The sequence below is a fragment of the Vibrio sp. GJ43-1 genome (assembly GCF_055808835.1).
Genome location: NZ_CM147884.1, coordinates 2862960 through 2881586, shown reverse-complemented (window position 1 = coordinate 2881586; position 18627 = coordinate 2862960). Strand labels below are relative to the sequence as shown.

Here is an 18627-nt window from a genome sequence, read left to right as displayed (position 1 = left end):
AAGCTCAAAGAAATGGCAACTGAAATCAATTCTGTAACGACCAATACACAAACCGTTGTGGTGAAGTTGGGAACAAGTGTTCTTACGGGTGGCTCACTGGCGCTAAATAAGGCGCATATGGTGGAGCTAGTTAGACAATGTGCTGAGTTAAAAAAACTGGGTCATTCTGTCGTGATTGTTTCGTCTGGCGCGATCGCGGCTGGTCGTGAGCATTTAGATTACCCCGCACTTCCCAACTCAATGGCAAGCAAACAACTGCTTGCCGCGGTTGGTCAAAGCCAATTGATCCAAGTATGGGAGTCTTTATTTGCAATCTATGGTCTTAAAATAGGGCAGATGCTACTGACTCGTGCTGATCTGGATGATCGTGAGCGTTTCCTTAACGCACGCGACACGATCAATGCGCTTGTTAACCACGACATTATTCCTATTGTAAATGAGAATGATGCGGTGGCGACAACCGAAATTAAAGTCGGCGATAACGATAACTTATCCGCGTTAGTCGGCATTTTATGTGGTGCGGATAAATTACTATTATTGACGGATCAACGTGGTTTATTTACCGCGGATCCTCGTAAAGATCCAAACGCTGAGCTGATACGAGAAGTCACGACGATTGATGAAACGCTACGAAAAATTGCTGGTGGTAGTGGCACAACGTTGGGTACCGGTGGTATGGCGACGAAATTACAAGCGGCTGATATCGCTCGACGAGCTGGTATTGAAGTTATTATTGCCGCAGGCAGTGCGGAGAACGTGATTTTTGATGCTTTGTCTGAACAGCCGCAAGGTACGCGCTTCTTGCCACTTGCTGAAGCGCTAGAAAATCGCAAGCGTTGGATTTTAGCTAGGTCCAGCAGCGACGGGTGATATTGTTATCGATAAAGGCGCGGTAAATGCGGTGATTGGCAAGGGAAGTAGTCTATTAGCAAAAGGTGTGGTTAGTGTGTCTGGTCACTTTAGTCGCGGCGATGTCGTGCGCGTGACAACGCTCGACGGCGCTCTTATTGCTCGTGGTATTTGTGGCTATTCTGATAGCGATTTAGCTAAGATTTCTGGCAAGCATAGTAATGAAATATCGGCGCTGCTTGGTTACGACTACGGCTCAGAAGTGATTCACCGTGACGACATGGTTGTCATTCAAGATTAAGAATTCAAAAGGATAAATAATGGATATGATCCAAATGGGTCGTGATGCAAAACAAGCAAGTTTTGCACTGGCTACAGCATCGACGGCACAAAAAATCAGGCATTGCATATTATCGCTGATGAACTTGAGGCGAACTTGCCTGCTATCTTGGCTGCCAATGCCATCGATATCAATCTAGGAAGAGAAGCTGGACTGACGGAAGCGTTACTTGACCGTTTACTGCTTAATGAGCAGCGATTAAAAGGCATTGCCGATGACGTTCGTAACGTTATCACGCTCAATGACCCTGTTGGCAGTGAGATGGACAGCAAAGTCTTAGAAAATGGCATGAGCTTGTCTCGTCGTCGCGTGCCTCTTGGTGTTGTGGGTGTTATCTACGAAGCGCGCCCCAATGTGACCATTGATATTGCCGCATTGTGTTTGAAAACGGGCAATGCGAGTATTTTACGTGGCGGAAAAGAAACCTTTCACTCCAATATGGAACTAGTGAAAGTGATCCAATTAGCGTTGGCAAAAGCTGGGCTGCCTGCTGCGTCCGTTCAATATATTGAGAAGCCTGACCGTGAGTTAGTGTCACAGCTGCTAAAGCTCGATGATTATGTCGATATGATTATTCCTCGCGGCGGTGCTGGTTTACACAAAATGTGTAAAGAGAACAGTAATATTCCAGTGATCATCGGTGGCTTTGGTATTAGTCATATTTTTGTTGATGAATCGGCTGATCTAATGCGCTCTATGGATGTGGTAGAAAATGCCAAAGTCCAACGTCCTTCTGCGTGTAATTCACTTGATACCTTGTTGGTACATGAAAAAGTCGCGGTAGAGTTCTTAGCAGCGTTCTCACAGCGTATTCAGGGTAAAGTAGCACTGGTTGCCGAACCTAAAGCGCTTGCCATACTTGAGGGTGCTGATGAGTTACGAGCAGCGCAAGAAGGTGACTTTGATACTGAGTGGCTCAGCTATACGCTTGGTGTGAAGGTGGTTGCTGATGTTGATGAAGCGATTGACCATATGCGAATTCATAATGCTAGCCATTCTGATGCCATCATGACCAATAGCTTGGCGAGCGCAGAGACGTTTATTAACTCAGTGGGTTCGGCGGCAGTCTATGTGAATGCATCGACACGCTTTACCGATGGTGCGCAATTTGGTTTAGGAGCGGAAGTTGCTGTGTCGACACAGAAACTTCATGCGCGTGGTCCTATGGGCTTAGAAGAATTGACCAGTTATAAATGGGTCGGAAAAGCCGATTACCTTGCAAGACCGTAACGAGTCTTCACGTAATACAAAGTAAAAAGGCGCAGAATACTGCGCCTTTTTTAATGCTTTAAATTGAACACAGGTAAGCTTAACGCTTCGCCTTAGCCAAAAAACGGTCCAAATTATTGGCAAATTCACGCCTTTCCGTTTGACCTAATGGAGCAGGCCCACCAGTTTGAATACCACTCGAGCGCATGGTGTCCATAAAATCACGAATGTTAAGCCGTGCTTTTATGGTTTCTTTTGTGTAGAGCTCACCACGAGGGCTTAGCGCTAAAGCATTCTTAGTGATCACTTCATCCGCTAATGGGATGTCTGAGGTAATGACTAAATCCCCCGCTTCAACGCGTCTAACGATTTCATTGTCGGCAATATCAAAACCAGCGGGTACCGTAATTGAATGAATGTTGTCGCGTTTGGGAACTGGGACGGTGTGGTTTGCGACAAACGTGCAGGTCAGCCCGGTTCTTTCTGCTGCTCGACAAAGTGTTTCTCTAATCACTTTTGGACATGCATCGGCATCTACCCAAATTTTAACCATGTGTATTTTCCAACTTTTCTAATCTTGTTGTGAGCTGCTGCACCTGAGCTTCTAAGGCTGCAATTCGGGCTTCTTGAGAAAGCGAACGGTTGTCTGCTGCAACTTCAACTTTAGGAATGTGCTGAGTGGCTTTCCATGACTTAATGACAGTGATGAGAGCTAGGCATTGGGACTTTTGTCGATAATCGGCCTTTGACCAAAGCGACGGTAGGTTCTTTTCCTTCTTCGTTCAAACTCGTGAGGACTGCGTGAATCTCAGCAGAAACGTCTTTGGTTAACATCATTTTTATCCATTAAACAGGTCATCAATGAATAGTACATTTGAATGGCGTGGGGGTACAGCCTAACAAATTGTGATGCTGGGGCGCTATGGTGACTTATGTGATGAACAGAGGCACGGACAAAGTGGAAATGCTGCGTGAGAGATCTCTCACATGAGCTGTAGGATAAAGAGAAAAATAACAGGTTTTTGTCTGGTTATTTATTGTTAAGTGGTTGATTTAAAGTGGATATAGTGGTTTTTTATTTTATTTTTGAAGAAAGTTTTTCTGTCAGTATATTGTCTCAATGCTGAAATCGCGTAAATTAGAACTTGTCGGAAGGATGCTGACACGGAATAGGAAAGACACAGGAAGGTCATCTTCAGGAAGAAGATTTAGTGACTCAAGGTAAGAGTGACTAGCACGGAAGTAAGGACAAACGCTGGATGCGTAAAAATCATCAGGACGATGATTTAAAAGGACAAGGACACACTCAGGAGAGTGCTAGGACACACATCAGGATGATGTTTAAGGACACCGCTCAAGGAACAAGTGAAGCGAGCTGACTGGGATGGTTAGTGTCATTGGATGATATGGACACCGCTAGGACGGCGATGAAAGGATATAGCTGAAGGATTCAGCCACTATTACGGATGATGCATGGAGCACCTATAGTAGCCGGACTGCTGCGAGTAAGACTATAGCCCCAATACGCGAGTGTTGGGGCTTTTCTTTTTCCCACATCACACCCCAACGCCTTTCCCCTCTCCTGATATTGTTCTACGACCGAATGAACGTAAAGGAATGCCTCATGACAATCGCGACACTTAGGACACTTTTAGTCCCTTATACCAAGCATTTAGAATCGGATTTTTTAATGCTAAATGTTTGCGCCAAAAATCGTCAGCATATGAATGGCCCTCATTCACTGCAGACTGCTCGTCAACTCTTTCAAACGCTACTAGAAGAGCCAAAAATATTCGCAATGGCGGTGTTAGATATTCGAACACGTGACTATTTAGGTCATGTGTTTGTTGATAACGTTAAAGAGCAGGCTGAATTGGTATTTTTGTTTGATAAGCAGTATTGGAACCAAGGAATCGCCACAGAAGTGTTGCAGCGTTTTCTGCCGACTGCGAGTCATGAGCTCGGCGTGCAATCATTGACAGCCAACGTTGATGTTGACCATCATTCTTCTATTCGACTATTGGAAAAGCTGGGCTTTCAGTCCTGTGGCCGAGCCGTTAATGAGCACGGACCCTATTTAATGTTCACCATGACCGCTCGTTAAGTTTAACCGTTGAGTTAAAGGCAATGTTGTTGTCTTTACATGCGGTAAGGCGGAATATGAAAATTTAGAACATAAAATCCTTTCATCACTAGCTTGCCTTGATAGTAGTCGTCACCAAGTGCGGAAAACTCAAATTCATAAATGGTGTGCCAGCCAAACCGACCATTGGCATCTTTAATCCTATGAGTACCGAACGAAACACTGAGCATCTGTAAATCGAGCTCTTTACAGCGACGACTTACCGCCGACTTCGCTATTTCTGATTGACGCCTTTGTTGCCAAAAGAAAAAGCAAAATAGGCTCAGCGCCAAAATCATTAAAAGGTTATCAATCACAGCCTATCCTTAGTGCGTACGCCCTTGCGTTGCGGCTTGTTGCAAGCCTACGAGAGCAGTAGTGAGTTCTTGTGAAGGGGTGGAATGCAACAACGGTAATAGCACCATTCTTAAGCTGGGCATCATCACTAGATCTGCAAATAACTGGTTAAACAGCGCTTGATTACCTGTCTGTGCTAAGCGAATGAGGTATTGGTCGGCGATCGTAGTGGTCGTGAGAGGAAGCCAAGCTCTACCAGCAATAGCAATGAGGATCTCTTGGTGGCTAAGGCGAGCGCTATTTAGGATGCCCGTCACTAAGGTTTCGAGCTGTTGTGGCTTGCCACCTGCTAATGCACGAACGTAAGCGGACAGCAAAAACAGATCAGCGTCGCTTGATTGGCATTCATCGTGTGCGAGTTCAAATATGACATCAGATAGTTTGTCAGGTAACGCAACATGTTCAAGGGCACCGAGTAGTGCGTATTTAGGTTCGCTAGCAATATGACGTAAGCTGGTACGAACGATTCGACCATTATCGTCATTCGTTAATCGTGCTGCGAGATCAGTAATCCCCTGTAAACCAACACCCTGCCAGTTGTTCCAGCCTAGCTTTCCTTGGAAATATTCTTGAGCGTGTGTGTAGTATTGGCTAGTAGGTAAAGCAAGCTGAGCTCTTAATAGGCTATGGAAAATGGCGAGCTTGTCGTCTTTTGGCCGGAAGGTAAACGGGTTGTTTGCTAGCTTTTGCTGCTGTTCGTCAGTCATTTCCTGGCTTAAACGAGATCCCATTGCCTCTAGGACAAATTGGATAAATTGCCCAATATCACCTTGGTTTAATAACCCGCGCTCGTCTAAGTTGAACGTTAAAAACCAGATCCAAGGCTGTTTCTCTTCATTCCAGTATGCCACCGCAAATTGTGCTTTGCGTTGAATGGGAAACGGATAAGGTTGGCTGCCTTTTTCAACATTGGCAAATTGCTGGTTATCAATTTTCTGAACACGTCGTGATAGATCGTAGATGTGGTATTGGCAACCACTGTTCACCAGCATGTTTGTCAAAGTATGAAGGGTATCCATGGCGTTGTTCCTAGTACGGTTTGGGTATAGAGCAATAGATGGTATTCTATCGCGAATTTTCAAGGTCATGGTTGGTTTTCATTGAATTAAATCAGCCTGACAACTCAGATATTGAACATGAAGCAACATATTGAAGAATTAAAATGGGCGATGCAGCAACATGGCCTATGGCAGAAGCAATCTCCTGCAGAAGAAAAGTTGTTAAGCACGCAGCCGTTTGCGATAGATACATTAGCGCCAGAAGAGTGGTTACAATGGGTGTTTTTGTCTCGCATTGAAGCCATGCTTGCCGCCGGACAAGCGCTACCTAGCTAATTTCGACATAACGCCATATTTTGAGCAGGCTTGGCAAACTTTGCCACAGTATAATGATGTTATCCACATCCTAAAAAAATTGATGGAGCGTCCAAGTCGTGACCACCTCGAACAGCACCAGTCATCCCTCTGAGCGTGATTTAGAAAACTCGTCAGAAACCGTGAAAGAATCAACGACCACCTTAGAACCTAGTTGCCCCGCTAGAGATTGTTTTTCGTGATGAGTTTTTAATTGCGGTGAACAAACCTGCAGGGATGCTTGTTCACCGTTCGTGGTTAGATAAAGGTGAAACTCGGTTTGTTATGCAGACTTTGCGTGACCAAATTGGTCAACATGTCTTCCCATTGCACCGCTTAGATAGACCCACATCTGGCGTGTTGTTGTTTGCATTATCGAGTGATGTAGCCTCGAAAGCGATGCCAATGTTTGCCGAACACAAAATGGAAAAGACCTATCACGCGATTGTACGAGGGTGGATAGAAGAGGGTGATCGCCTTGATTACGCGCTCAAGCTTGAATTGGACAAAATCGCGGACAAGTTTGCGACGCAAGAAAAAGAAGCGCAACCCGCGGTGACGGTTTACGAACCGCTAGCCCAAGTCGAAGTGCCTTACTCGACAGGACGATTCCCAACAAGCCGCTATGGCTTAGTTGAAATGAAGCCAGAAACCGGGCGTAAGCATCAGCTAAGAAGGCATATGCACCATCTTAGCCATCCCATTATTGGCGACACAACGCATGGTGATGGTAAACATAATCGTTTGTTTCGTGATCACTTTTCTGCTCGCCGATTGATGCTTCACGCGTCGTCGTTGAAGTTTACACACCCAATCCTAGAGACTGAAATTGTGATCAACGCTCGTTTTGATGATACATGGATCGACCTGATTAATGAATTTGGTTGGCAAGAATGTGAAGCGATTCAGGATTACGTGAAGTAATCAAGCTGAGAAGCGGAAATAGTAGATTTCTTAATGGGTTGAATTTCGATAGACTGTCTCTTCGACCCACATAAATGGTCACTTCAATCCTAGGAGGTGTTATGCATTGTCCCTTTTGCTCAGAAAATGATACAAAAGTCATCGACTCAAGATTGGTAGCGGATGGTCATCAGGTTCGCCGTAGACGACAGTGCTTGGCGTGCAGTGAACGGTTTACTACCTTTGAAACCGCAGAACTTGTGATGCCGAAAGTGATTAAGTCAAACGGTAACCGTGAGCCATTTAATAAAGATAAAATGGTGGGTGGGATTCAGCGTGCGTTAGAAAAACGTCCGGTTAGCGCCGACGCCATCGAACTGGCAATTAGCCATATAGAATCGCAGCTTCGAGCGACCTATGAGCGCGAAGTTCCAAGTGATATGATAGGTAACTTGGTGATGACCCAGCTAAAGGAACTCGATAAAGTGGCTTATATCCGATTTGCATCGGTTTATCGCAGCTTTGAAGATATTCGAGAGTTTGGCGAAGAAATCGCTCGACTAGAAGATTAATCGATACAAAAGGAACACCTTGTATGAAGCAGTCCAACACAAGTGATGCTGGATTTAGTGCTATTGATCATCAGATGATGAGTCGAGCAATAGCGCTGGCGTACAAAGGTCGCTTTACAACGGCTCCAAACCCTAATGTTGGTTGTGTGCTCACACTCAATGGGCAGATTGTCGGTGAAGGGTATCACCAAAAAGCAGGTGAGCCCCATGCTGAAGTGCACGCGCTTAGAATGGCAGGTCAGCATTCTTTGGGTGCCACGGCTTATGTGACTCTTGAGCCATGTTCACATTATGGAAGAACGCCTCCGTGTGCGGAAGGGTTGATTAAAGCTGGTGTCGCGAAAGTGATTTGCGCGATGTCGGATCCCAATCCGCAAGTCGCGGGGCGGGGATTTAGCATGTTGCGTGAAGCCGGGATTGAGGTTCAAGTAGGCTTGTTAGAGGCGGATGCACGCGCATTAAATCCAGGTTTCTTGAAGAAAATGGAAACGGGATTACCGTTTGTTCAGCTTAAAATGGCGGCAAGCCTTGATGGACAAACCGCGCTAGAAAATGGCCAGAGCCAGTGGATTACGGGACCTTGCGCAAGGCGAGATGTTCAGGCCTATCGAGCGCAAGCTGGTGCAACCCTCTCGACGAGTAAAACCGTGATAGAGGATAACGCATCACTGAATGTACGTTGGCACGAACTGCCAAGTCAGGTGACAGATACGATAACTTCGGAGCAGCTGCGTCAACCTATTCGAGCTATTTTAGATAGGCAACATCACTTAACCCCTGATTTAGCGCTTTATCAAAGTGACGGTGCTGTGCTTCGCATCGCTCAATCGGATAGTGATATAAATATATCGCTGGATGATCAGGGGCAGCTTTGCCTCGAAGAGGCTCTGACCACATTGGCATCAGAACAGCAAATTAATCATGTATGGGTTGAGGCGGGCGCAACATTAGCTGGCGCGTTAATCCAAAAACAATTGGTTGATGAGCTGATCGTGTATTTAGCGCCTAAACTTATGGGTGCGGATGGTCGCGGTTTGATCGGCGCTTTAGGTCTGCAATCTATGCAAGACACCATCGATTTGGTGATTAAAGACGTAAGAATGGTGGGGCAAGATATACGCATTGTAGCCACACCTAAGTCGCGACACAGTTGATAAATCGATATTCTTTATGAATACGTTATACATGGCGACATTAATCGTCGCGTCCCCAACAAAATAGAAATAGAGACAGATGTTTACAGGTATTATTGAAGCAATTGGCACATTAAAAGCCATCACTCCTCGTGGAGAAGATATTAGTATTCATGTTGATGCGGGGAAGCTTGACATGGGTGACGTGAAGTTGGGCGACAGTATTGCCACCAATGGCGTTTGTTTAACCGTAACGGCACATACGGCCACCACATATACTGCGGATCTGTCGGTTGAAACGTTAAATAAAACAGGCTTTGCGCATTACCAGGTGGGTGAAAAGGTAAACTTGGAAAAAGCAATGCTGCCAACGACGCGCTTTGGTGGGCACATTGTTTCTGGACACGTCGATGGCGTTGGCGAGATTATTGATCGCCAGCATGTGGGACGAGCCATCGAGTTCTGGGTTCAGATGCCTCAAGAACTTAATAAGTATGTCGCAGAAAAAGGATCGATTACTGTTGATGGTATTAGCTTGACCGTCAATGGATTACGAAAAAATGCCTTTAAACTCACCATTGTGCCGCATACAACTGAAGAAACGACCATTGATCGCTTTCAAGTCGGGCGCAAAGTGAATTTAGAAGTGGATGTCATGGCTCGCTATATGGAGCGCCTACTGCAAAGCCACACGCAGAGCGAACCAGAGTCACGCATCTCAATGGAATTTTTGCAACAAAATGGTTTCGCTTAGTTTAGTGATAAGACCATGTTTAGAGAGACAGCATCGCATAGCGAAACAATGACCGTTTAGAGCGGTATAACGCTTAGTGAAACAGCAAACGTTGAGCAATATGGCAAACGCTGCAACCAAACAAAATGAATAACAGGAATGTGATATGCCAATTAGTACGCCCCAAGCCATTATAGAAGATATTCGATTAGGTAAAATGGTCATCTTGATGGATGACGAAGATCGTGAAAATGAAGGTGATATCATCATGGCTGCGGAACATGTCACGCCAGAAGCGATCAACTTCATGGCAACACATGGTCGCGGCTTGATTTGTTTGACCATGACCAAAGAGCGCTGTGAGCTACTTGGCTTACCGCCAATGGTGCAAGATAACAACGCCCAATACACGACGAATTTTACCGTTTCTATCGAAGCCGCAGAGGGCGTGACCACCGAGTATTTCAGCTGCAGATCGTGCGCGCACGGTTCAAGCGGCCGTAGCGAAAGGGGCGAAGGCTGCCGATCTGGTTCAGCCGGGGCATATCTTCCCACTTGCCGCGCAAGATGGTGGGGTATTAACCCGTGCAGGGCACACTGAAGCGGGTTGTGATTTGGCAAAGTTAGCGGGTTTTGAACCTGCGTCAGTGATTGTTGAAATTCTTAACGACGACGGAAGTATGGCTCGTCGCCCTGATTTAGAAATCTTTGCAGAGAAGCATGATCTGAAATTGGGCACCATTGCGGATTTAATTGAGTATCGTAATAATAACGAAACGACGATTGAGCGAGTGGCAGCTTGTCACCTTCCTACTGAGTTTGGTGAGTTTGAGCTCGTGACTTACCGCGATACCATTGATAACCAAATTCACTATGCGATGTGCAGTGGTGATTTGACCGCACAAACCCCGCTAGTGCGTGTTCACTTACAAGATACCTTCACTGATATTCTTCGCTCAGATCGAAACTCTGAACGTAGCTGGACTTTGGACAAGGCCATGCAGCGTATTGGTAGCGAGGGCGGCGTTTTAGTCTTGCTAGGTAATGAAGAAACAACGGAATCTATCGTTCACAAGATCAAAGTCTTTGAGCAGCAAGACAGCGGCCAAGCACCAACCATGGCGAAAAAACAAGGCACCTCACGTCGTGTGGGAGTCGGTTCGCAAATCTTGGCTGATCTTGGTGTACATGAAATGCGATTGCTGTCATCGGCCGATAAAAAATACCACGCACTTGGCGGCTTTGGTTTAACGGTGACTGAGTACGTAACTAAATAGGCGCTAACGTTTTTATCCAATGAAAACGGAACAAACCGCGTTTAACACATAGATTCAAGCTTCTTCAAGCCTTAAATGATTTAGGTGTGAGGAAGTTTGAGCTAGATATTGATAATTGAGTTGTGCTAGAATCCGGCGATTCTCGCGAGATGAACATAGTTTATAAGGAAAGTATATGAAAGTTATCGAGGGTGGCTTCCCTGCACCAAACGCAAAAATTGCGATTGTTATTGCTCGTTTTAATAGCTTTATTAATGAAAGCCTATTGTCTGGTGCTATCGATACTTTGAAACGTCATGGTCAGGTTAGCGAAGACAACATTACTGTTGTTCGTTGTCCTGGTGCGGTTGAACTGCCATTGGTAGCTCAACGCGTTGCTAAAACAGGCAAGTTTGACGCTATCGTATCACTAGGTACAGTGATTCGTGGCGGAACGCCACATTTTGACTATGTTTGTAGTGAGTGTAATAAAGGTCTTGCTCAAGTGTCACTGGAATACAGCCTACCAGTCGCATTTGGTGTTTTGACTGTTGATACTATCGATCAAGCTATTGAGCGCGCCGGAACCAAGGCTGGTAATAAAGGTGCAGAGGCTGCACTAAGCGCGCTAGAGATGATCAACGTTCTTTCTGAAATCGATTCCTAATGGGGGCCAGTGTGAAACCAGCCGCACGTCGTAATGCACGTCAATTTGCTCTGCAAGCAATTTATTCTTGGCAAATTACTAAAGAAAATGTTGCCAATGTAGAAGAACAATTCTTGTCAGGTGGTAAGTATGATGAAGAAGAACATCATGCCGCAGAGCCAGCGTTAAGCGCACCAGAGACTGACGTTGTGTATTTCCGTGATTTGCTCACGGGTGTCGCGTTGAATCACACAGAATTAGACAGCAAACTGCGTCCATTCGTATCTCGCCCAATGCAAGATCTCGATATGATGGAACTGGCGTTGCTTCGTCTAGCTATGTACGAAATGACAAGCCGTGAAGACGTTCCTTACAAAGTTGTTATCAATGAAGCTATTGAGCTAGCAAAAGTATTTGCAGCAGAAGATAGCCACAAGTTCGTTAACGGTGTGCTTGATAAAGCCGCGCCAAGCGTACGTAAAAAGTAACAATTAACGTTCGTCTTATCCTAAAAAGGTCAGCATTATGCTGGCCTTTTTTATATACTCTGAACACCTAATTCTAGAGTCTATTACCCATATGTCCGGTGAATTTAGCTTAATTGACAAATACTTTGCTCATCAGCAGCAACAGCGTAAAGATGTAATCCTAGCCCAAGGTGATGATTGCGCTATTGTGGCTCCCGCACAGAATAGCCACATTGCTATTAGCACAGACATGCTAGTGTCTGGCACTCACTTTCTCGCAGATGCAAACCCTGCTCATATTGCTCATAAGGCGTTAGCGTCAAATATTAGCGACCTTGCTGCCATGGGAGCCTCTCCTGCATGGGTATCCATGGGGATCGCGCTTCCTAACGTTGATGATGCATGGCTCGAAGTGTTTACCACAACCTTTTTCAAACTGGCTGATTATTACGGCATACAATTAATTGGTGGCGATACGACAAAAGGTCCATTGTCGATTACGTTGACCGTTCAGGGAACGTTGCCCGAAGGTAAGGGACTCACTCGCAGTGGTGCAAAAGTAGGTGACTGGATTTACGTAACGGGGACGTTAGGTGATGCTAAGGCCGGGTTAGATGTTATTTTACAGCAGCGTATGAGCGACGATGTAGCGCTTAATGAGCATCTGGTAGAGCAACATTTTATCTCTACTCCTAGAGTGTTAAGTGGTATGGCACTAAGAGACATTGCCTCTTCTGCTATCGATATTTCAGACGGGCTTGTCTCCGATCTCGGACATATTCTTGCTCGCTCTGACGTAGGGGCGCGAATTGATGTCGCAGAGCTACCTATCTCACCTAAGCATTGACGGCATTTTTGCAGCAAGAGGATGAGAGACAGTACTACGCCCTGACTAGCGGTGAAGAATATGAACTGTGCTTTACTGTTCCGGAAACGAACCGCGGGCAACTAGAGGTTGCGCTTTCGAACACGCCTTTTCGCTGTATAGGCAGAATAACAGGCACTCGTGACTTAGAACTGCATCGCAATAATATCCCTTTAGACTGGAACGTAAGTGGCTTTGACCACTTTAAGGTAACCGTATGACCAACCCATTGAGCCTGATCTCGTTAAAAAACCCATGGCACCTGCTGGCGACAGGATTTGGTAGTGGCTTGTCTCCAATCATTCCCGGCACGATGGGGACACTAGCGGCCATTCCATTGTATCTTCTGTTGGTGCAACTACCGTTTAGCCTATATGTTGTATTGGTTGTGGCGTCGTGCTTTATAGGCGTGAAAATTTGTCAGGTCACGTCTGATGATATGGGAGTTCATGATCATGGTTCTATTGTCTGGGATGAATTCTCAGGTTTTTGGATTACCATGATGCTCGTGCCTGCATTGAATATTCCAGCGGATGAATGGAAGTGGCTAATTACGGGTTTTGTGTTATTTCGATTTTTCGATATGGTGAAACCATGGCCTATCGGATGGCTAGATAAACGCGTTCATGGCGGCTTAGGTATTATGATTGACGATATCGTTGCTGGTGTGATGGCAGGGCTATGTCTGTACTTAGTCGGTCATTTCTCTGGTTGGCTAGCGTAAAGCGAAAGTAAGCGTTAGAGTTTTTGCCCTATGCACTCATAGGGTGATTTTCTCGATTTATTGCCGGGTAGGGACAAAGCTTTACTATACTGAGCTGAAAAAATTGTTATTATTAGCCTCCCTTTTTGAACTCGTAACAAGATGTATGCTTAGTAATCTGCGTTTATTGATCAACTCACTTCTCGTCATATTGAACACGGCGGTCACCGCAGTCGTGGTTTCAACACTTTCTATTATCAAACTGATTTTGCCACTTCATCCAGTGCAAAAGACCATGACGAGTTTGGCAAATAAGCAAATGTGGGTATGGGCAACCGTTAACCTCTGGCTGTTAAACGTAAACAACAACATCGATTGGCAGATAGAAGGGGGAGAGGAGCTCACCCCTGAGCAATGGTATATGTTACTTTCAAACCACTTGAGCTGGACCGATATTGTGATTATCAGCTCGGTAATGAAAGACAGAATGCCAATGTGCAAATTTCTACTAAAGCAAAGCTTGTTGTACGTCCCTTTTGTTGGTTTAGCGTGCTGGGGGCTAGACATGCCGTTTATGAAACGTCATTCCCAAGCTTACCTTGTTAAGCACCCAGAGCGTCGTAATGATGACTTTAATGCGATAAAAAAGGCGTGTAAAAAATTTCAGCATGTACCAACCACGATGATCAGTTTTGTTGAAGGCACGCGCTATAGCCCTGAAAAGGTTCAAACAGGTAAAACGCCTTATCGTCATCTACTCAAACCGAAAACAGGTGGTGTCGCCTTTACTTTGAACGCGATGAATCAATTGTTAGATGGGGTTGTTGATATTACCTTGGCTTACCCAGAAAACCGTGAAAGCCCGTTTGAAGATTTGCTTAAAGGTAGATTAACTAAAGTGGTGGTTAAGATAGAGGTCTACCCTATGGATGAAAATCTAAATGGGGATTACTTTAAAGACAAAGCGTTTAAACGTCGTTTTCATCACTGGCTGAACGCGCTTTGGAAGCGAAAAGACGAAACGCTGGAATCAATTTATCAGAATAATGGTTTAAAGTAAGCGTACACTTACGTCGCTGTTTAGTGCGAAATATGAATAATAAAAAAGGTCTACCGTGAGGTAGACCTTTTTTTATTGAATTAAGCGATAGATAGTCTAGGAATGACTCGACAACGCTTTTCTTCTTCATTGATGTGCAATGAGACCGCATGTGTGTGGTAGTTGTCACCGCTCTTCCAAACGGTTTCTCCGAATATCTGACATAATTCCATATCAGAAATGAGATCCTTCATTTCTCGGTAGGCGACAGCTGAGATGATCTTTTGCTCTAAGACTTTAGGGCAAGATTCAACTAGCCAACGACTCACTTGAATATTCGGCAAAGCACGCTCCTTGTGGTCATGTTTTCGTCATCGCTGACCACACTACCACCGCCATATTCATGGATCAAGTTGAACTTGATCACATTTTTAGTCGTGATTCGGTATTGACTTGTAACTTGTTGTTAAATAGATAATAAACCTAATGCATAAATTATGGAATCATTGTGATGTTACGGTTATTCCACGTTAATTGCTTTTTTAAGTTAGATTCTTTTTGAACGTTATCGCGCAGATGAAAGCCTCCCTTAACGTGTGGAAGTAACCACAACGTTGCGATAGGCGCGGCCCATTCACTCATAGTTGATAGTAAAGCAGAGCCTGCTGGGCTATCTAAGCCAGCGTAGCTAGGTAATACCGAATAAAGCAGTACAAAAGTAAAAACGGCGAATAGAGCCGATAACCAAAGAGGGTGTGAGTGATTAATATCTTTATTGCTAGAGTCATTTGACATTGGATAGCGTTCCCTTTTATCCATTACTACCCGCCCATTCAAACAACTCCCGCGAATAACACAAGTTGATAATCATATTAATTGGATACAGTGCAAAGAATCGCAGTTTACTTGACTTATTATTAAGCGAGGGAGTCACAAAATGACAAAGGGGTATTAGCGGTGAGTGTTCTGCTTAATGTCTCAGTTCGAGTAAATACACTAATGCGTTGTCGGTGAGTGTCTACACTTTCTTCATCGGCTTTTTATTGTCTAATAAAGCCGCGTCATGTGTGACTACGCGTTAACACATCTAAAGTCCGCGGTAATGGCAGCCTGTTTAGAATTCAATTCAGCCAGTCAACCGCACGCAGAGAAGGTGGAGTATGAAATCTGAATCTATTCATGATTCTAGCAATGAATATAACTATCGAAATATTGAGGTTGTTAGGTGGGATAATGTCATCACAGTAGCGCTGAATCGCCCAGATAAGCTCAATGGTGTCGATATGGTTATGTTTGATGAATTGATTGATATCAGTCGTCGCTTAAAGCGAGATCGTCAGCTTCGAGCGGTCATTCTGACGGGTAATGGCGATAATTTTAGCTCTGGTTTAGATTTTAGTGCCATGATGGCCAATAAACGGTTTGCCGCCCAACTGCTTGTTAAAGTGTGGCCAGGAAGTGCTAATCGAGCTCAGCAAGTTAGTGCTAATTGGCGAGCGCTATCGATACCTGTTATTGCTGTCATTGAAGGTTACTGCTGGGGAGCGGGTTTGCAAATAGCGTTGGGCGCTGACTTTCGAATCTGTTCACCGAACGCTAATCTATCTATTATGGAATCAAAAATGGGCTTAACATCCGATATGGCAGGTTCCCTTGGACTTAGAGAGGTGATGGCAAAAGATCAAGCGATGCGAATTTCCATGTGCGCGACACAACTTGATGCGGCGCGTGCCTTGGAGTTGGGATTGATCACCGAAATCCATGATACACCGATGCAGGCCGCCGATGACTTATGCCAAGAGCTCGCTCTTAAGTCACCAGACGTTACCGCTGCAATCAAGCACATCTATACTCGCTATTGGACCGCCCCTGCATGGAAGTTACTTGCCTATGAAACGTATAGCCAGATTCGAATTATGCTGGGCCAAAACTTCAAACAAGCGCAAAAAGGCTTGCGTAATAAAACAGCGGCCAGTTTTAAAAGTCGACAGAAATATTGGTAGGTAACGTCTTAGTATTGGCAAATAAACCTTAATATTGGCAAATAGACCTTAATGCTAGTAGGTTTTACCTTTGCTCGTTGTTCTGAAAATGACTGCACTTATTGGCGGTAGCATATGATTTTCAATGGGATACGAGTGTTCTCACGATGAGGGGAGACGTGTTAACTGTTTCCCATAGTGAGCGACTTTACCTAGTGATTATATCAAATTAGCCTTATAATTCTCGAAGAAAAATAAGTCTATTGATAGGTAGTTAGCGTGAAGTGGTCAGTTAAGAATAAGTTGTACGGCGGTTTTTTTGCAGTATTCGCAATTATGTGTTCTGGGTTAAGCATTATTTGGTTTGAAGTGACCGCTTCAGAGCAAGTTGCGATAGAAGCGAGTAGTGATGATGTCCCTGAGCTTGAGCAGTATCTTATTTTGATTGATGAGATTGGCGACGTCTATCGTAGTTCACTTGAAGTGATAATGGGTGACGCTCAGGCTGCCCACGCCTATCAGGAGAACCTAGCCAGTGCCCATGCCGCGTTTACGGAGTTGCGACGCTTAGAAGCGAGCAACCGGGCCGATAGCTTGATGCTGAAAGAAGGTTTGACGCTGCTGCAACGTTATACCGATAACTTTGAAGCACAAGTTATGACGTCTGTTTCTGAAGAACGTATCTCAGTCAATTTTGATATTACCAAACAGCTATTTCAGCAGTATTTAGTCCCGCTAGAAAAGGCGCTTGATGAGGCTTCTGCTTCAGAAAAAAGATACTTATCAATCCTTAAATGGTCTAGTCGATTCGTTCAATGTGATCTTTTTGACCATCATTATTTCAGCAATATCCGTAGTGGTAGGCTCCATCGTAGTTGCTTATTTACTGTCTAACTCTATTGTTCGTCGTGTTTCGGTATTAAACGATATTGCTCGTCGTATCGCTAATGGTGATTTATCGAATGCGAAAGTGAAAGATGACGCCAGTGATGAACTGTCGACTCTCGCGCAATCTATTAATCAAATGCAGCAGTCGCTGGCTGACTTAATATGTTCGATCCACTCTGTCAGTGCGAATGTCAAAGAAGCAACCTATGAACTAAGTGCGATTAGTGAGCAGATGGTTGTTGGGGCATCATCGCAGTCTGACAAAGCGACATTGATAGCGACTGCGTCAGAGGAGCTTAGCTTAACGATTTCTGAAGTCGCCCAGCAAGGTAACCAGACCTATAGTGAAGCGCAGCGTTCAGAGTCGTGTGCGGTAGAAGGGCGCGAAGTTATTTCCGGAATGGTCGAGAGTGTTCAGCAAGTGTCTATCCAAATGCAAGAGATGTCATCTCAAATGAGTACCCTCGGTGAACATGGTCAACAAATTGGAAGCGTGATTAAGGTGATACAAGAGATCGCCGAACAAACCAATTTATTGGCACTGAATGCGGCTATTGAAGCGGCAAGAGCGGGTGAATTAGGCCGTGGTTTTGCTGTCGTTGCGGATGAAGTTCGAGCCCTGGCAGAGCGCACGACACGTGCGACGCAAGAAGTGGCAACGTTAATCCAGTCAATTCAATCAGGAACTGAACAGGCGGTCTCGCTTACGGTTGATAATTGTCAGCTGGTTGAGTTGGGAGTAAAGCAAAGTGAAGGGGCAATTGGTGCACTTGAAGAGATAGTCTCAGGTGCGGGCAATGTCCAGAATATGATTAACGCCATTGCGACCGCAGCAGAAGAGCAAACAGCAGTGACAAAGGAAATAGCATCGGATATTTCCTCGATTAGTGATATCTCAGATCGTACATTAGAACGAGCCCATTCCAGTGCTAAGCAGGTAGACGAGCTCAACAAGAAAGTGAACGAACTTGAGCACTTAGTTGCGCGGTTCACGTTGTAGCCTAGTCAGCGGTTAAACGGAAGCCATTCAGTGTGTAAAGCATCGCTCATCGGTGAGTGTGTGTATGTTTACCGAGTGACACCAAGGTGTGTCTGAATAATTCGTTCTCAGACATGGCTTCATCGTCGAATCAGTGCTTAAATAGGTAGGTAGTCAAACACGGTTGTGTTAGGCTTCGCGCTCGACTTTCAAGGTCAGTGGTACATACGGC

16 protein-coding genes and 6 pseudogenes are annotated in these 18627 nt (G+C 45.0%); 16 read left to right on the top strand and 6 right to left on the bottom strand.

The features are described from left to right. Window positions 1-12 precede the first annotated feature (12 nt). Window positions 13-1150 (top strand): annotated as a pseudogene (gene proB, locus AC0L66_RS13775) (glutamate 5-kinase). Between the two features lie 19 nt (window positions 1151-1169). Next, window positions 1170-2419, top strand: a pseudogene (locus AC0L66_RS13770) (glutamate-5-semialdehyde dehydrogenase). Window positions 2420-2498: 79 nt separating this feature from the next. Here the strand turns inward: AC0L66_RS13770 and AC0L66_RS13765 are convergent. Both AC0L66_RS13765 and AC0L66_RS13760 read right to left on the bottom strand, forming a co-directional pair. Beyond that, window positions 2499-2951 (bottom strand): YaiI/YqxD family protein, encoded by a 453-nt coding sequence (locus AC0L66_RS13765; protein WP_250615518.1) that lies wholly within the window; start codon window positions 2949-2951, stop codon window positions 2499-2501. After that, window positions 2944-3232: pseudogene (locus tag AC0L66_RS13760) on the bottom strand (hypothetical protein). The gene AC0L66_RS13765 and the pseudogene AC0L66_RS13760 overlap by 8 nt, the downstream one beginning before the upstream one ends. A gap of 790 nt (window positions 3233-4022) precedes the next feature. Between AC0L66_RS13760 and AC0L66_RS13755 the strand changes: the two are divergent. After that, on the top strand, window positions 4023-4502 hold the full coding sequence (locus tag AC0L66_RS13755) for a GNAT family N-acetyltransferase (RefSeq protein ID WP_265675796.1): 480 nt from the start codon (window positions 4023-4025) through the stop codon (window positions 4500-4502). A 35-nt stretch (window positions 4503-4537) separates the two neighbouring features. Here AC0L66_RS13755 and AC0L66_RS13750 read toward each other — a convergent pair whose 3' ends face one another. After that, entirely contained in the window at window positions 4538-4837 is a 300-nt protein-coding gene (locus tag AC0L66_RS13750) for a DUF3301 domain-containing protein (RefSeq protein ID WP_265675795.1), read from the bottom strand. Between the two features lie 9 nt (window positions 4838-4846). Next, window positions 4847-5896 (bottom strand): DUF3549 family protein, encoded by a 1050-nt coding sequence (locus tag AC0L66_RS13745; protein ID WP_265675794.1) that lies wholly within the window; start codon window positions 5894-5896, stop codon window positions 4847-4849. Between the two features lie 117 nt (window positions 5897-6013). Between AC0L66_RS13745 and AC0L66_RS13740 the strand changes: the two genes are divergently transcribed. The 11 genes and pseudogenes from AC0L66_RS13740 to AC0L66_RS13690 all read left to right on the top strand — a co-directional run bounded on the left by AC0L66_RS13740 (window position 6014) and on the right by AC0L66_RS13690 (window position 14567). Beyond that, window positions 6014-6211: a YqcC family protein gene (locus AC0L66_RS13740; protein ID WP_473567700.1), complete on the top strand. Its 198-nt coding sequence runs from the start codon at window positions 6014-6016 to the stop codon at window positions 6209-6211. A 207-nt stretch (window positions 6212-6418) separates the two neighbouring features. Continuing rightward, a complete protein-coding gene (truC, locus tag AC0L66_RS13735; protein WP_473569267.1) occupies window positions 6419-7153 on the top strand; it encodes a tRNA pseudouridine(65) synthase TruC in 735 nt (244 codons plus the stop codon). 101 nt (window positions 7154-7254) lie between these two features. Further along, on the top strand, window positions 7255-7704 hold the full coding sequence (gene nrdR, locus AC0L66_RS13730; RefSeq protein ID WP_473567698.1) for a transcriptional regulator NrdR: 450 nt from the start codon (window positions 7255-7257) through the stop codon (window positions 7702-7704). Window positions 7705-7727: 23 nt separating this feature from the next. After that, window positions 7728-8858: a bifunctional diaminohydroxyphosphoribosylaminopyrimidine deaminase/5-amino-6-(5-phosphoribosylamino)uracil reductase RibD gene (gene ribD, locus AC0L66_RS13725; protein ID WP_473567697.1), complete on the top strand. Its 1131-nt coding sequence runs from the start codon at window positions 7728-7730 to the stop codon at window positions 8856-8858. A gap of 79 nt (window positions 8859-8937) precedes the next feature. Beyond that, window positions 8938-9591, top strand: a complete 654-nt coding sequence (locus AC0L66_RS13720; protein WP_265675790.1) for a riboflavin synthase — start codon at window positions 8938-8940, stop codon at window positions 9589-9591. Window positions 9592-9736: 145 nt separating this feature from the next. Beyond that, window positions 9737-10847: pseudogene (gene ribBA, locus AC0L66_RS13715) on the top strand (bifunctional 3,4-dihydroxy-2-butanone-4-phosphate synthase/GTP cyclohydrolase II). 175 nt (window positions 10848-11022) lie between these two features. Further along, the gene (gene ribH / locus AC0L66_RS13710) at window positions 11023-11493 is read left to right on the top strand and encodes a 6,7-dimethyl-8-ribityllumazine synthase (RefSeq protein WP_004741508.1); all 471 of its coding nucleotides are present in this window, start codon (window positions 11023-11025) and stop codon (window positions 11491-11493) included. Further along, complete coding sequence (gene nusB, locus AC0L66_RS13705) at window positions 11493-11960, top strand: transcription antitermination factor NusB (protein WP_265675785.1); 468 nt, start codon at window positions 11493-11495, stop codon at window positions 11958-11960. Before ribH ends, nusB begins: the two co-directional genes overlap by 1 nt. Window positions 11961-12051: 91 nt before the next feature. Beyond that, window positions 12052-13025 (top strand): annotated as a pseudogene (thiL, locus tag AC0L66_RS13700) (thiamine-phosphate kinase). Further along, entirely contained in the window at window positions 13022-13528 is a 507-nt protein-coding gene (pgpA, locus tag AC0L66_RS13695; RefSeq protein ID WP_265675784.1) for a phosphatidylglycerophosphatase A, read from the top strand. The pseudogene thiL and the gene pgpA overlap by 4 nt, the downstream one beginning before the upstream one ends. Before the next feature lie 145 nt (window positions 13529-13673). Beyond that, on the top strand, window positions 13674-14567 hold the full coding sequence (locus AC0L66_RS13690) for an acyltransferase (protein ID WP_265675783.1): 894 nt from the start codon (window positions 13674-13676) through the stop codon (window positions 14565-14567). A gap of 80 nt (window positions 14568-14647) precedes the next feature. Here the strand turns inward: AC0L66_RS13690 and AC0L66_RS13685 are convergent, their stop codons facing one another. Beyond that, window positions 14648-14890 carry a hypothetical protein gene (locus AC0L66_RS13685; protein WP_473567685.1) on the bottom strand — a complete coding sequence of 81 codons (243 nt, stop codon included), beginning with the start codon at window positions 14888-14890 and terminating at the stop codon, window positions 14648-14650. A 151-nt stretch (window positions 14891-15041) separates the two neighbouring features. Beyond that, window positions 15042-15341, bottom strand: a complete 300-nt coding sequence (locus tag AC0L66_RS13680; protein ID WP_473567683.1) for a hypothetical protein — start codon at window positions 15339-15341, stop codon at window positions 15042-15044. A 365-nt stretch (window positions 15342-15706) separates the two neighbouring features. Here AC0L66_RS13680 and AC0L66_RS13675 point away from each other — a divergent pair, with 365 nt between their 5' ends. Both AC0L66_RS13675 and AC0L66_RS13670 read left to right on the top strand, forming a co-directional pair. Then, window positions 15707-16549: a crotonase/enoyl-CoA hydratase family protein gene (locus AC0L66_RS13675; RefSeq protein ID WP_473567681.1), complete on the top strand. Its 843-nt coding sequence runs from the start codon at window positions 15707-15709 to the stop codon at window positions 16547-16549. Window positions 16550-16807: 258 nt separating this feature from the next. Next, a pseudogene (locus AC0L66_RS13670) lies at window positions 16808-18416 on the top strand (methyl-accepting chemotaxis protein). The last annotated feature ends 211 nt before the right edge of the window (window positions 18417-18627 follow it).